Origin of the sequence: Micromonospora sp. NPDC051227 (assembly GCF_044455385.1) — a bacterium.
GTDB lineage: Bacteria > Actinomycetota > Actinomycetes > Mycobacteriales > Micromonosporaceae > Micromonospora.
On the sequence record NZ_JBITET010000001.1, the window covers coordinates 218,218 to 232,163 of the forward strand.

General features: G+C 72.0%; 11 protein-coding genes and 1 pseudogene. 7 read left to right on the forward strand and 5 right to left on the reverse strand.

Annotated elements, in window-relative coordinates; genetic code table 11:
• Positions 1-22: 22 nt before the first annotated feature.
• The 7 genes from ACIA47_RS01100 to ACIA47_RS01130 all read left to right on the forward strand — a co-directional run bounded on the left by ACIA47_RS01100 (position 23) and on the right by ACIA47_RS01130 (position 8,866).
• The gene (locus ACIA47_RS01100; RefSeq protein ID WP_396704379.1) at positions 23-1,327 is read left to right on the forward strand and encodes an enolase C-terminal domain-like protein; all 1,305 of its coding nucleotides are present in this window, start codon (positions 23-25) and stop codon (positions 1,325-1,327) included.
• Positions 1,318-2,811 carry a mannitol dehydrogenase family protein gene (locus tag ACIA47_RS01105; protein ID WP_396704381.1) on the forward strand — a complete coding sequence of 498 codons (1,494 nt, stop codon included), beginning with the start codon at positions 1,318-1,320 and terminating at the stop codon, positions 2,809-2,811. Before ACIA47_RS01100 ends, ACIA47_RS01105 begins: the two co-directional genes overlap by 10 nt.
• 25 nt (positions 2,812-2,836) lie before the next feature.
• The gene (locus tag ACIA47_RS01110) at positions 2,837-4,015 is read left to right on the forward strand and encodes a Gfo/Idh/MocA family protein (protein WP_396704383.1); all 1,179 of its coding nucleotides are present in this window, start codon (positions 2,837-2,839) and stop codon (positions 4,013-4,015) included.
• A 34-nt stretch (positions 4,016-4,049) separates the two neighbouring features.
• Positions 4,050-5,393, forward strand: coding sequence for a polysaccharide lyase family 1 protein (locus tag ACIA47_RS01115; protein WP_396704385.1), 1,344 nt, complete (start codon positions 4,050-4,052; stop codon positions 5,391-5,393).
• 82 nt (positions 5,394-5,475) lie between these two features.
• Positions 5,476-6,201 (forward strand): HD domain-containing protein, encoded by a 726-nt coding sequence (locus ACIA47_RS01120; RefSeq protein ID WP_203126151.1) that lies wholly within the window; start codon positions 5,476-5,478, stop codon positions 6,199-6,201.
• The gene (locus tag ACIA47_RS01125; protein WP_396704388.1) at positions 6,152-7,621 is read left to right on the forward strand and encodes an FAD-binding oxidoreductase; all 1,470 of its coding nucleotides are present in this window, start codon (positions 6,152-6,154) and stop codon (positions 7,619-7,621) included. The genes ACIA47_RS01120 and ACIA47_RS01125 overlap by 50 nt, the downstream gene beginning before the upstream one ends.
• 357 nt (positions 7,622-7,978) lie before the next feature.
• Positions 7,979-8,866: a hypothetical protein gene (locus tag ACIA47_RS01130; RefSeq protein WP_203126150.1), complete on the forward strand. Its 888-nt coding sequence runs from the start codon at positions 7,979-7,981 to the stop codon at positions 8,864-8,866.
• 252 nt (positions 8,867-9,118) lie between these two features.
• Here the strand turns inward: ACIA47_RS01130 and ACIA47_RS01135 are convergent, their stop codons facing one another.
• The 5 genes and pseudogenes from ACIA47_RS01135 to ACIA47_RS01155 all read right to left on the reverse strand — a co-directional run bounded on the left by ACIA47_RS01135 (position 9,119) and on the right by ACIA47_RS01155 (position 13,931).
• Complete coding sequence (locus ACIA47_RS01135) at positions 9,119-9,358, reverse strand: winged helix-turn-helix domain-containing protein (RefSeq protein WP_396704390.1); 240 nt, start codon at positions 9,356-9,358, stop codon at positions 9,119-9,121.
• Between the two features lie 153 nt (positions 9,359-9,511).
• On the reverse strand, positions 9,512-10,123 hold the full coding sequence (locus ACIA47_RS01140) for a hypothetical protein (protein ID WP_203126147.1): 612 nt from the start codon (positions 10,121-10,123) through the stop codon (positions 9,512-9,514).
• Positions 10,124-10,187: 64 nt separating this feature from the next.
• Positions 10,188-10,892: pseudogene (locus ACIA47_RS01145) on the reverse strand (endonuclease domain-containing protein); the annotation flags it as partial.
• A 403-nt stretch (positions 10,893-11,295) separates the two neighbouring features.
• Positions 11,296-12,921, reverse strand: a complete 1,626-nt coding sequence (locus ACIA47_RS01150) for an ABC transporter permease (protein ID WP_396704392.1) — start codon at positions 12,919-12,921, stop codon at positions 11,296-11,298.
• Complete coding sequence (locus tag ACIA47_RS01155; RefSeq protein ID WP_396704394.1) at positions 12,918-13,931, reverse strand: ATP-binding cassette domain-containing protein; 1,014 nt, start codon at positions 13,929-13,931, stop codon at positions 12,918-12,920. Before ACIA47_RS01155 ends, ACIA47_RS01150 begins: the two co-directional genes overlap by 4 nt.
• Between the last annotated feature and the right edge of the window lie 15 nt (positions 13,932-13,946).

Here is a 13,946-nt window from a genome sequence, read left to right on the forward strand (position 1 = left end):
TCGCGAACGAAAGGCAGGCTCAGTGACGGTCACCATCACCTCCGTCGAGGTGCACGACGTGCGGTTCCCCACCGCCGCCCGGGGCGACGGCTCCGACGCGATCAACCGGGGTGACTACTCGGCGACGTACGTGGAGCTGGGCACCGACGCCGGCCCGACCGGGGCCGGGTTCACCTTCACCAACGGCCGAGGCAACGAGATCACCTGCGCGGCGGTGCGTGCCCTGGCCCACCACGTCCAGGGACGCACCGTCGAGGAGATCACCGCCGAGCCGGTGGCGTTCTGGCGCTCGCTCAGCGCCGACGTGCAGCTGCGCTGGCTGGGCCCGGAGAAGGGCGTCATCCACATGGCGACCGGCGCGCTGGTCAACGCGGTGTGGGACCTGCGGGCCACACTGGCCGGCAAGCCGATGTGGCGCTTCCTCGCCGACCTGCCCACCGACGACCTGGTGGCCAGCGTCGACTTCCGGCACATCACCGACGCGCTCACCCCGGACGAGGCGGCCGCCATCCTCGACAAGGGGCGCGACGGGCTGGCCGACCGGTTGGCCACCCTCGAACGTGACGGTTTCCCGTCGTACACCACCTCGGTCGGGTGGCTCGGCTACCCCGACGACAAGGTGCGGGCGCTGACCCGGCAGGCGTACGCCGACGGCTGGCGGGCGATGAAGATGAAGGTCGGCGGCCCGCTCGCCGACGATCTGCGGCGGGCCCGGATCATCCGGGAGGAGATCGGCCCGGACGCGCTGTTGATGATGGACGCCAACCAGGTCTGGGACGTCGACGAGGCGATCACCGCGATGGCGGCGCTGGCCGAGGTGGACCCGTACTGGATCGAGGAGCCCACCCACGCCGACGACATCCTCGGGCACGCCCGGATCGCCCGCGCGGTGACCGAGTTGACCGCCGGCCGCTGCCGGGTGGCCACCGGGGAGGTGGCCGCCAACCGAGTGATCTTCAAGCAGTTGTTGCAGGCCGAGGCGATCGGGGTGATGCAGGTCGACGCCTGCCGGGTCGGCGGCGTCAACGAGGTCCTGGCCGAGTTGCTGCTGGCGGCGAAGTTCGGCGTGCCGGTCTGCCCGCACGCCGGCGGCGTGGGCCTCTGCGAGTACGTCCAGCACCTGGCGATCTTCGACTACCTGCGGGTGGGCACCGGTCTGGACGGTCGGATGATCGAGTACGTCGACCATCTGCACGAACACTTCGTCGATCCGGTGCGGACCCGCGGTGGCCGCTACCTGCTGCCCGAACGGCCTGGTTACAGCGCCACCATGAAGCCCGCGTCGATCGCCGAGTTCCGCTTCCCGGACGGTCCGGCATGGCGGTGACCGTCGGGGCCTCCCGGCTCGGTCTGGGCATGCTGCGCCGGCTGCCCGCCGAGGCCCGCCCGCTGATCCGGCCGGGCACCGTGCCGACCGGCGTCGTACACCTGGGGCTGGGCGCGTTCCACCGGGCCCACCAGGCCGTCTTCACCGAGGCGGCGGTCGGCGCCGCCGGGGGTGACTGGGGCATCATGGCCGTTGCCCCGCACAGCACCGCCGTCGTGGAGGCGATCGCCGCGCAGGACAACCTGTTCAGCGTCAGCGCCCTCTCCGCGGCCGGCAGCTCCACCCGGGTGGTGGGTGCCCTGAGCGGTGTCCGGCACGCGCCCAGCGACCCGGACGCCGTGGTGGCGCTGCTCGCCGACCCGGCGGTTCGCGTGGTGACCCTGACCGTCACCGAGAAGGCGTACCAACTCGACCCGGTGACCGGCCGACTGTCCCCGGACTCGGCGCTCGCCGCGGACCTGGCCGGCGGCGGACCGCCGTCCACGGTGCCGGGGCTGCTGCTGCGCGGGCTGGCCGCCCGGGCCGCCGCGGACGCCGGGCCGGTGGCCCTGGTGAGCTGCGACAACCTGCCGGCCAACGGTCGACGACTGCGGGGCATGCTCGACCAGGCGGTCAGCCGGGCCGGCGCGGTGCCCACCGGGCTGGTCGAGTGGGTGGCCGGCAACGTCACCTGCCCGGGCACCATGGTGGACCGGATCGTGCCGGCCAGCACCCCGGAGACGATCGAGGCGGCCCGGCGGGCGCTCGGCGTGACCGACCTGGCCGCCGTGGCCGCCGAGCCGTACGCACAGTGGGTGATCGAGGACGATTTCCCCGGCGGTCGGCCCGGCTGGGAGTTCGCCGGGGCGGTGCTCACCGACGACGCCGGCCCGTGGGAGCGGTTGAAGCTGCGCGCCCTCAACGGGGTGCACTCCGCCATCGCGTACCTCGGAGCCTTGGCCGGTCGGGAGACGATCGCCGACGCGCTGGAGATCCCGCACCTGCGTGAGGTGCTGCGCCGGCTGGTCGCCGAGGACGTGGCGGCCAGCTTCACCCCACCGGACGGGGTGCGGGTGGTCGACTACGGCGAGCAGGCCCTCGCCCGGTTCGGTAACCCGGCGATCCACCACCGCACCCTCCAGGTGGCGACCGACGGCTCCCAGAAGCTGCCGCAGCGCGTCCTGCACACCATCGCCGACCTGCGCGCGACCGGGCGGTCCGCGCGCTGGGGCGCGCTGGTCGTGGCGTCCTGGTTGCGCTTCGCGCTGGGGTACGCCGACGACGGTCTGCCGTTGCCGCTCCAGGACCCGCTGGCCGGGCCGATCCGGGCCGCGCTGGACGCCGGGGCGCAGAGCCCGGCGGGCGCTGTCGACGCGGTCTTCGCGCTGCGCGACGTCATCCCGGTGGAGGTGGCCGAGGACGACGAGGTCCGCGCCGACGTGATCGCCTGGCTGACCGCGTTGGAGCGGCACGGCGTCGAGGCCACCCTGGCCGGTGCCCGGTGACCGGGTCGACCCGGACCGGTCTGCGGTGACCGGGACAACCCCGTCGCCCCGGGTGGCGGTGATCGGGGCGAACGGGCACGGTCGCTGGCACCGGCGGGTGATCGCGCCCCTGCACGCCGCCGGTGCGCTGCGGTTGGTCGCCCTGGTCGACGTCCGGCCGGTGGAGGACGACCCGGCCGCCCCGGTGCCGCCCGGGGTGGCGGTGTTCACCGACCACCGGGCGATGCTCGCCGCCACCCGGCCGGAGGTGGTGGTGATCTGCACGCCGCCGCACACCCACCTGGCGATCGCCCGCGACGCCCTGGCCACCGGCGCGGACCTGCTGCTGGAGAAGCCGCCGGTGCTGTCGTTGGCCGAGCACGAGGAGCTGACCTGGGCCCTCACCGCCGCCGGCCGGGTGGCCCAGGTCGGCTTCCAGGCGCTCGGCTCGGCGGCCCTCACCGCGCTGACCGACGCGCTGGCCGCCGGCCGGCTGGGCACTGTCACAGGCATCTCCACCATCGCCGCCTGGCAACGGCCGGACGCCTACTACGCCCGCTCCCCCTGGGCCGGTCGACGGAGTGTGGACGGCCGACCGGTGCTGGACGGCGCGCTCGCCAACCCGCTCGCGCACGCGGTGATGCATTGCCTGGCGATCGCCGAGGCGCTCGGCGGGGCGACGCCGTGGCCGGTCGCGATCGAGGTGGAACGCTACCGGGTCCGGCCGATCGAGGTGGAGGACACCGCCGTGCTGCGGGTCAGGTTCCGCGCCGGGCCGCCGGTGCTGGTGGCGGTGACCCTGGCCGCCGAGGAGTTCGTGGCGGGCGAGGTGGTGGTGACCGGTACGACGGGGCAGGCGGTGCTGGAGTACCCGACCGACCGGCTGCGCCTGCCCGGGGACGTGGTGACCCGCCGGGTGCCGGGGCGGCTCGGGCTGCTGGAGAACCTGCTCGCCCACCGGGTCGACCCGGTGGGCGTGCCACTGATCGCACCGCTGGCCCGTACCGCGCCGTTCACCGCGCTGCTGGACGCGTTGCGGCCCGCGCCGGAGCCCCGACTGCTCGACGGCGAGCTGGTGAACACCCTCGGCGAGGGCGGGGAGCGGGTCCGCCACCTGCGGGGCGTCGTCGACGTGTTGCGCCGGTCGGCCGAGCGGGGGGCGCTGCCGAGCGAACTGGGGGTGCCGTGGGCGTCCGCCGCGTACCGCGCCGAGCTGGCGGGATAGACGAAACCCCACCCCCAACGAACGGAGAGAGCCGATGCGCAGAATCCTCGGCGGCGTCACAGTGATCGCCCTCCTCCTCGGCGCGGCCCCGGCCTCCGCCGTCGCACGCACCGACGACCGGCTCTCCTGGACGGCCCGTCACCTCGGCCGGCAGGCGCTGCCCGAGCGGGACGGCTGGGCGGCCGACGGCCCCGGCACCACCGGCGGCGCGGCGGCCACCCGCGAGCGGACCCGGGTGGTCCACAACCGGGCGGAGCTGGTCGACGCGCTGGGCGGCGACAACGCCGGCAACGCCGCCGACGCCACCCCGAAGCTCATCTACGTCGACGGCGCCATCGATGGCTTCGAAGGACCCGGCGGCACGCCGCTGAGCTGCGCCGACCTGGCCGACCCGGCCTACCGGTTGGACGCCTACCTGGCCGCGTACGACCCGGCGGTGTGGGGACGGGTGCCACCGAGCGGGCCGCTGGAGGAGGCTCGGGTGCGCTCGGTGACCAACCAGACCCGGCAGACCCAGATCAACGTCGGGCCGAACACCACGATCGTCGGGCTGCGGGGCGCTCGACTGACCGGCCTCACCCTCATGATCGACCGGGCGTCGAACGTCATCGTCCGCAATCTGACCCTCGTCGACGCCCGGGACTGCTTCCCCGCCTGGTCGCCGGCCGACGGCGAGGCAGGCAACTGGAACAGCCAGTACGACCAGATCTCGGTACGCCGCAGCGAGAACGTCTGGGTTGACCACAACACCTTCACCGACGGCGACAACCCGGACAGCGCCCAGCCGGTGTACTTCGGTCGGCCGTACCAGGTGCACGACGGGTCGCTGGACGTCACACACACCGCCAGCCTGGTCACCGCCTCCTGGAACCGCTTCACGGGCCGGGACAAGCTGCTGTTGATCGGCTCGTCCAACACCGTCGGCCCGGACGTGGGCCGGCTGCGGGTCACCCTGCACCACAACCTCTTCGACGGCGTCCTGCAACGGCTGCCCCGGGTGCGTTTCGGTCAGGTCGACATCTACAACAACCACTACCGACTCGGTGGGGACGACTTCCAGTACGCGCTCGGCGTCGGTGTCCAGTCGGCGATCTACGCGCAGAACAACTTCTTCACAGTGGACGCTGCGGTCGATCCGGCGGACCTGCTCTACGACTGGGGCGGCACCGCGTTGACCGAGCGGGGCTCCTGGGTCCGCCAGGGCGCCGGGGCGGCCCGACCGGTCGACCTGCTGGCGGCGTACAACGCGAGCCATGACCCCGACCTGGCCGCGGACGCGGGCTGGACGCCCACCCTGCGCCGCGACCCCGTGCTACCGGCACCGCTGGTGCCGCTCCTGGTGGGTCCGCTCGCCGGCGCCGACCGGCTGCCGGTCTGACGGCTCGGCGTGCCCGCAACTCGCGGTCGGGTCGGCGACGTACGGGCTCATCGATGTGGTGAAGATCGGCTATAAGTGACGCATGGACTTCCCGCCGCACCTGGGCAGCATGCCGATGCACGCGATCACCGAGATCCACGGCGAACCGGGCCTGCTGGAGCGTTTCCGGTTGGAGGTCCAGCAGTTCGACGACGGGGCCCGGGCGCGGTTGACCGCCGCGCTCGACCTCGCCGCCGAACTGCACCGCGACGATCGACGCGTCCGCGAGCCGTACCTGAACCACCTGCTGCGGGTGGCGATCAGGCTGATGCACCACTACCAGGTGCGGGACGTGGACGTGATCGTCGCTGGTCTGCTGCACGACGCGGTGGAGGACCATCCGGTCGAGCTGGCCGACGGCGACCCGGGCACCGACCCGACCGGGGCCGCGCTGGCCGCGCTCGCCGCGCGGTTCGGGCCACGGGTGGCCACCCTGGTCGCCGCGGTCACCAATCCGGTGTACGACCCCGAGCGGGACCGCAACGAGCAGTACCGGGAGCATCTGGCGGTCAGTCTGGACCGGGAGCCCTGGGCCCGGGTGATCAAGGTGTCGGACTTCACCGACAACGGGGTGGGCGTGATCCACACGGTCGGGCCGAAGGTGATCTCGTCGGCCCGGAAGTACCGGCCGCTGGTGCCGCTGTTCCGGGATCTGATCGGCCGGCCGGACACTCCGTTGTCGCCAGCGGTGAAGCGGCACATCTTCGGCCAGCTGGATCTTGCCGAGGAGCGGTTCAGCGCCATCCTGGACCAGCCCGCCCCGAACTGACCCGGCCGGCAGCTCGGCCATCGCGCCCGACGGTCCCGGGTGGCCCTCCGACACGAAGTTTCCGCCGGCACAGCTGACCGGCCGGATCGTCCGCCCGCAGAGCCCCAACTACGCGGAGGCCAGCCTCGGCTGGGACGAACTGTTCGTGCACTATCCGCTGGTCATCGTCTTCGCTCAGGAAACCCAGGACGTGGTCAACGCGCTCACCTGGGCGCGGCAGCACGACGTCGCGCTGCGGGTACGCAGTGGCCGGCACAACCTGGAAGGCTGGTCGAACGTCGACAATGGGATCGTGATCGACGTCAGCGAGCTGAAGGACGTCCACATCGACACCGCCACCCGCACGGCGAAGGTCGGCGCGGGGCTCAACCAGTCGGAGGCGGTGACCGCCCTCGGGGAATACGACCTGGCCGCGACGACCGGCACGGAGGGGACCGTGGGCCTCTCCGGGGCCACCCTCGGCGGCGGCTTCGGCTTCCTCACCCGCTACCTCGGGATGGCCTGCGACAACCTGATCGGCGCGGAGATCGTCGTGGCGGCGGGCGCCGACGGGGCCAAGGTGCTCGAGGTGGACCCGTGGAACTACCCGGACCTGCTCTGGGCTCTGCGCGGCGCGGGCAACGGCAACTTCGGGATCGTCACCTCCCTGACCTACAAGGTCGCTCCGCTCACCAGCGTCGCCTACCTGCAGGTGACCTGGCCTGGTCTCGGCGACCTGCACGAGGTATTCGACGCCTGGCAGCGCGTCGCACCCTTCACCGACCCCCGGCTCGGCAGTCAGGTCGAGGTCCACCCGGATGAGATCCTACTGTTCGCGGTGCTCGCGGAGGGATCCGAGGCGGAGGCCAGGAAGCTGCTGGCGCCGATCCTGTCGATCGGCAACCCCACTGTCACCGTGCAGATCGGCGGCTGGGGCGACGTCTACGCCGGCTTCCAGATCCCGAACGAGGACGAGCCCGCGAAGTGGAAGTTCTTCTCCCAGTTCACCCGCGAGCCGTTCCCGGAGAAGGCGGTCAGCATCGTCCGTGAGTTCATGGAGAAGGCGCCCTCGCCTGACAGCAACTTCTTCACCCAGGCCTTCGGCCGTGGGGCGCAACGGCAGGAGCCGTTCGGTGGCGCCGCCTTCCCGCACCGCGACGCGCTCTTCTACTCCGAGCCCGGCGTCGGTTGGGGCACCCGCGGCGAACCCGACAGCGACGATGCCATCACCCCGATCGCCCAGACCTGGATCGCCGAGTTCAGTCAGGCGCTGCGGCCCTACGTGGACGGTGCCTACGTCAACGTGCCGAACATCGGCATGGCCGAGTGGGAGAAGGCCTACTGGGGGCACAACTTCCCCCGGCTGCGCAAGATCAAGGCGAAGTACGACCCGCACAACGTCTTCCAGTACGAGCAGAGCATCCCGCCTGCTACGCACTGACCCGTGATGACCGGCGGTGCGGGTGGCACCCGCCCGCACCGCCGGGCCCGGCGCGGGAGGCATGTCACTCCTGAGTGCGATACCTCAGGGTCATGTTCATACCCCAGAGTCAGAGCGGTGATCAGAGATCCACCTCCAGGCGCCGTCGCCCACCGTGAGGCTCCGTCGCCACTGCCGCTGACGGCGGGGCTGGGCAGCGGTCAGGACGGCACCGCCTCGTTGAGGAGCGGGCCGGCGTCGACGGCGCACGGCCTGGTTCGTGTCGATATGCCGTCTGCTCGGTGACGGCGTGGCGGCAGGCATATCGGTCACCGCTTGTTAGCGTGAAATGCGGATCCGTGACCGTGGAGGGGTGCCATGACGGACGCCCCCGACGGGAGGCCGAGGCCCGCGGACCAGTGGCGGCACCGGGGCGTACGAGGATTGACCATCGCCCGCGACGCCGGTGTGCGCGGCTGGCGGTGGTGGGCGCGTAGCTGGGATCGGCTGGTCGCCGCACTCCAGGACGAGGCGCCTGTCGGCTCCGCTGCCGCGCCGTCGCCGCCCGGTCCACTCGTCGAACAACGCGACGCACCCCGGCTGATCGCGGTCCCGGCACGCGGATACGTGTACTCGTTCTACATCCGCGCCACGTTCGCCTGGTCGTCACCGGCGAGCCTGCGGTCCGAGGTGCTGAGCTGGTACGTGCAGTACTTCCAAGCCAACGCCATCCAGCGGCTGACCCGGCTGGCCGCCGACGCCGCCCGGGACCTGCCCCCGCACCGGGCCGGAGACCTGGAGGTGGCGTTGCAGCGGGCGCTCGCCGAGGATCCCCTGTGGCACTACCAGCGGGGCGACATCACGCTCACCTGCCGCCCCGACGCCGCCGTACGACTCGACGAACGGATCATGCCGGCGCTCCAGCCGCACGTCGACCGCCTGGTTAAGCTGGAATACCAGTTCGACGAGCAGATCCGAAAGGCCCGGTACGCCGAGGAGCTCAGCCGCCAGTGGGCGACGATCCTGGATGACCACGCGGACGACCACGACCTGGCCGACGCCCGCGCCCACCTGCTCACCGCGCAAAGAGAAGCCGCACGATGGATCGCCGAACTCCTCCACCGCCACAGCGAGCACCCGGCAGAGTCGGCACAGACGCCCAGAGTCCCCCCACAACAGACCCACCCCACCCCCACCCCGTCCACACCCGTTCCGCCCGGTTGGCGAGAATGGCCAGAGTCTCCTGGCGGACCTGGACCGCGGTGAGGCGACGGTGGCTGAAGCGGACGACGAGGATCCCGATGGTGGCGAGCAGGGCGTCGCGGCGGAGGTCGATCTCGCCTTCGGCCGGATCGCCGTGGCTGGTCGCACCTGCTCCCGCAGGTCCTTTTCCAGGTTCTTGACCTGCTTCCGCAGGTCGGACAAGAGCAGTTTCCGGTCGATCACCCGCCGACGCTAGTCGTCACAAGAGCGGGACGGGGGTACCCGTAAGGTCCGTTTTGATCGCCGGGACGCTACCTATGGCTCCCGCATCCAGTTCTTTGGGTCGGTCACGAAGACGCCCTTGCCCTGCTGCCGCCGGATCACGCGCAGCGCCTCCAGCCGAGCGTAGGCCATCTGCACGGTCCCGTGGCTGACGTCGTAGCGAGCACGCAGCTCGACGATCGAGGGCAGCTTGTCCCCCGGCTTCAACTTCTTCGACCTGACGTCGACAATCACATCATCGGCGATGCGCCAGTAATCCGGCACTTCTCGCATGGCACTTCTCGCATGGCACTCCTCGCGTGGCAATCCGATTTGATCACACCGCGACTCACCTAACAAGCAGCGTTGGCTCATTTGACATGTCTAGCTATGTTGAATCCGAGCCGCTCCTCGCGTGGCAACGAGTTCGGCTCATCTCCCGCACTGTCAATTCGCTGTCCATGATCTTTCAGTACCGGCCGCCGCCCTCATTGCGGGTATGTCCGGCCTCGCGGCGGAACGACCTGTCAGCGCCTGTCGCAGCGCGGCGGACTGCTCCACCGAACCACCCCGAACACCCAGGCTGCGGCGGGCCGCCCGGTAGTAGCCGTCGCGGGCCTCGTTGGCCCGGCTCAGCGTCTCCGCGATGTCCGACGGCGGCTCGACGATTCCCCGGGCGAGCCGTTCGACCTGCCAGATCGCGTCCCGCCAGGCAGCGGCGGCGACAACCGTCGGCTCGTCGCCGAGCAGCAGCAGGTTCTCCCAGACGATGGTGCGACGAGCGTCCGCCTCGACCAGCCGGGTCAGCCCCTCCTCGCGGTCGATGGGGTGGCTTCGCGATCCCGGCCGGTGGTTGGCCGTCAGTCGCAGCGCCACCGCATGACTCTCCTTGAGGGCGTGCGCGTAGTCGACGTACGCGTCGAGCCGCCGCTCGTCCCAGCGGACGCTCTGGCTGCGCCGCCACCGCGCGCGGTCGGCGAGCGAGGTGGCGAGGATCGTGCCCAGGGTGCCGACCAGAACGCCGAGGAGCGCCGGAAGCTGCGTCAGGAGGGTGCTCACGCCGTCGAGGCTGCCAGCACCGGGCAACCCCGTCAGTTCGGCGGGTCGCCAAGATGGCGAGGGTTTCCCGGCGCACCTCGTCGACTTCGTGTACGAGGCGGCGGTGGGCGAAGCGGACGACCAGGATCCCGATGGCCGCCAGTAGGGCATCGCGGCGCAGGTCGATCTCCCGCTGGCTTGGGCTGCCGTGGGTGGTGGCCCCGTCGAGTTCGATGTTGACCCGTTCCCGCTCGGCGAACATGTCGAGGTATACCGTGCGCCGTCCGACCCGGACCGGCACCTGTCGGCGGAACACCGGCATTCCCGGACCGGTGAAGACGTGTTCGTGTCCCCAGATTTCCAGCGGGCTGCGGCAGCCGTCGGCAAGCTTCGTCAGCAGTGTCCGTAACGCCGCCCGGTCGATCAGCTTCGGCACCCGCTTCAGGGCTGTCGACAGCCGTTCGGGTGTGGTCAGCCAGTCGTTGACGGCGCGGATCACCAGCGCCCGCCGGTCGGCGGGTGGCAACGTCGGCCACGAGTCGACGAGAGTCTGTTCGAGGCGGGTGACCGTCAGGCCCCGCCGGACCACCACCTGCGGCGGCTCGATGGTCAGGCCACGGCGTCGATGCACGATCACCCCGGGCCGCGTGCGCAGGCTGGCGCTCGCCGGCGCGCTCAGGTGCACGGACTCACCCATTACCTCCGGGCGCAACCCCCACACGGCGAGGGCGCTGAGATGACTGAGCGCGCCGTGGCCGTTCGCCCAGGCGAGAGCCGCCCGATGACTCATGGCCGGGTCGAGTCGACTCAGAACCGGAGCGCCGGGCCGTCCACCGACGAGGTGCGCCGCCACGAACACCTCGGGCAGCACCCGTACCAACTCGCCATTACGACAAGCCTGCTGAAGCGTCCACGACGGCACCACCTGCCCGGCCGCCCCGAGCGTCACCAGCCCTCCGCCAAGCTCCACGAGTTCCCGAAGCACCACGTTCACGCACCAAACCGTGAAGCCCCACCCCAGCCCGCCGCAACCACACCAGTAGGCCCCTGTGGACAGCCGCCAACCTGTGCACAACCCCCCAGCCACAGCCCAAGCGTGCTAGCTGTACTGATCGGTGGCAGTTCAGCAGGGCTGGCGTCGGCGTGTCGAGTCGCTCAGCTGCCAGCGATCATCAGGACGCACGAGCCGTGGCTCAGGACGGGACGTCGCGGTGGCGGAAGGCGGCCGCACCGACGGCGAGCAGGGCCGCGGCCACCGCCGCCAGCACCACCAGGGGAAGCGCCACCGGGTCGACAGCGGGCACGGCCGGCACATGGGTGTACGGCGAGACGTTGAGTGCGGCCTGCGGCAGCTCCAGCACCGCGCCGAGCTGCCCGAGGAGCAGGAAGACCAGCAGCGCCGTCCAGGACAGCACCACCGACCAGCGTGGCAGCAGCCCGAAGATCGCGGTCACCACCCCGGCGATCACGAGCAGGGCCGGCAGGCGCAGCAGCGCGGCACCGCCCAGCTCGACGGCCTGGCCGAGCGGGTCTCCGGTGACGATGCCGTAGCCGAGTCCGGTGGTCACACCGGCGAGGAGCAGCAGGGCGACCGCGCCGAGCGTCGCGGCGAGCACCTGGGTGCCGAGCCAGCGGGTGCGGCTGACCGCCGTGGCGAGGGTGGCCTCCAGCACCCCGTCGGCTTCGTCGCCGCGTACGCGCAGCAGGGTCTGCACGACGTACGCGCCGATGGTCAGGGCGAAGAGGCCGAGCATCGCGGCCAGGTACGCGTTGATCAGGTCGGCTCCGCCACCCATCGCGTTGATCGCTTCGGCGGCGGCCGGGTTCGCGTCGATCATGTCGTTGAACTCGTCGGCGGCGACACCCATGGAGAGGCCGAGCACGGCCACCCCGACCGCCCAGCCAAGCAGCGTGCCGCGCTGCATTCGCCAGGCCAACCCGGTGGGGCTGAGCAGCCGTGGCGCGCCGGTGGCCGGCCCGCGTCGGGGCGCGATCAGGCCGGCGCCCTGGTCGCGTCGCTCGGCCAGGGCGTACGCCAGCGCCACCCCGGCGAGCAGCAGCGCGACGGGCAGGGCGAGCACCCACCAGCGTTCACCGTCGAAGGCTCGTACCTGGTTGCCCCAGCCGAGCGGGGAGATCCATGACGGCCAGGCGCTGCGTACGCGGGTGCCGTCGGCGCTCTGTTCGCCGAGGACGTCTCCGGCGGCGCGCAGCACGAAGGCGAGCCCGACGGTGGCGGCGGCGAGCGCGTTGGCGCCGCGCGAGGTGACGGAGAGCTGGGCGGTGACCGCGGCGATCGCGGTGAAGGCGACCCCTACGCCGCCGATCGCGGCCGCTGCCGCGACGGAGCCGGCGAGCGGCAGACCGGCGCCGACCAGTGCGACCGCGAGCAGCACGGCGGCCAGGGTGTTCGCCGCGACGATGACGAGCAGCGCGGCGGTGAGCGGCGCGTACCGGCCGACCACGTTGGCGCCGAGCAGTTCGGCCCGGCCGGTCTCCTCGTCCTGACGGGTGTGCCGGGTCACCGCGAAGGTGCTCAGCAGCGCGACGATCAGAGCCAGCGTCACGTACGTCTCGGCGACCACCACGGCGCCGAGGTCGGTGCCGTGGATGGGGCCGTTGAAGGCGCGGGCGACCAGGCTGGACGCCGAGGTGGTGGCGTAGCCCAGCCGGGCCTCCTCGTCCGGGTAGATGCCGGCGACGCTGCCGGCGAGGGCGTAGCCGAGCAGGGGCGTGCCGAGGATCCAGATGGCGAGGCGGATCCGGTCGCGGCGCAGCACGAGCCGGGCCAGCCGGGTCGTGCCGGTGAGGGCGCTCACCGGGCACCGCCCTGCGGGGCGTCAACCTGCGCGTCGGCGTCCGAGGGGCCGGCGGTGGGACCGCCCGATGCGGCGGCGGCAGCGCCCGATGCAGCAGCGGCGGCGGGAGCGCCGGTGGCAGTGGCGGCGGGGTCGTCGCCGTAGTGGCGCAGGAAAAGCTGCTCCAGGGTGGGTGGTGTGCTGGTCAGCGCGCGGACGCCGAAGCGGATGAGCTGGCCGAGCAGCTTGTCGAGGTGGGCGGGCTCGACCTCCAGGTGGGTGCGGCCGTCGACCTCGTGCACGTCGTGCACGCCGGGCAGGGCGTCCAGGCCGATGACCGGGCGGGCGGTCTCGACGGTCACCGCCGTGCGGGTGAGGTGGCGCAGCTCGGCGAGGGTGCCGGATTCGACGGTACGGCCCTCGCGGATGATGCTGACCCGGTCGCAGAGCGCCTCGACCTCGGCGAGCACGTGGCTGGAGAGCAGCACTGTGGCGCCGGCCTGCTTGACCCGCCGGACCTCGTCCTGGAACACCGCCTCCATGAGGGGGTCGAGGCCGGAGGTCGGCTCGTCGAGCACGTACAGCTCCACCGGGGAGGAGAAGGCGGCGACGATGGCGACCTTCTGCCGGTTGCCCTTGGAGTAGGTGCGGCAACGGCGGGTCGGATCCAGGTCGAAGCGGTGCAACAGCTCGTCGCGGCGACGCCGGTCGAGGCCGCCGCGTAGTTGACCGAGCAGGTCGATGGCCTCCCCGCCGGTGAGGTTGGGCCAGAGGCTGACGTCGCCCGGCACGTACGCCAGCCGGCGGTGCAGGCGGACCGCGTCGCGCCACGGGTCGGCGCCGAGCACCCGGGCGTCGCCGGAGTCGCGGCGGAGCAGCCCGAGCAGGATCCGGATGGTGGTGGACTTTCCGGAGCCGTTGGGCCCGAGGAAGCCGTGCACCTCCCCCTGCTCGACGTGCAGGTCCAGCCCGTCGAGTGCCCGGATGGCGCCGAACGTCTTGACCAGGTTGCCGATCGAGATGACGGGCATGGCCCCTCCTGCCGT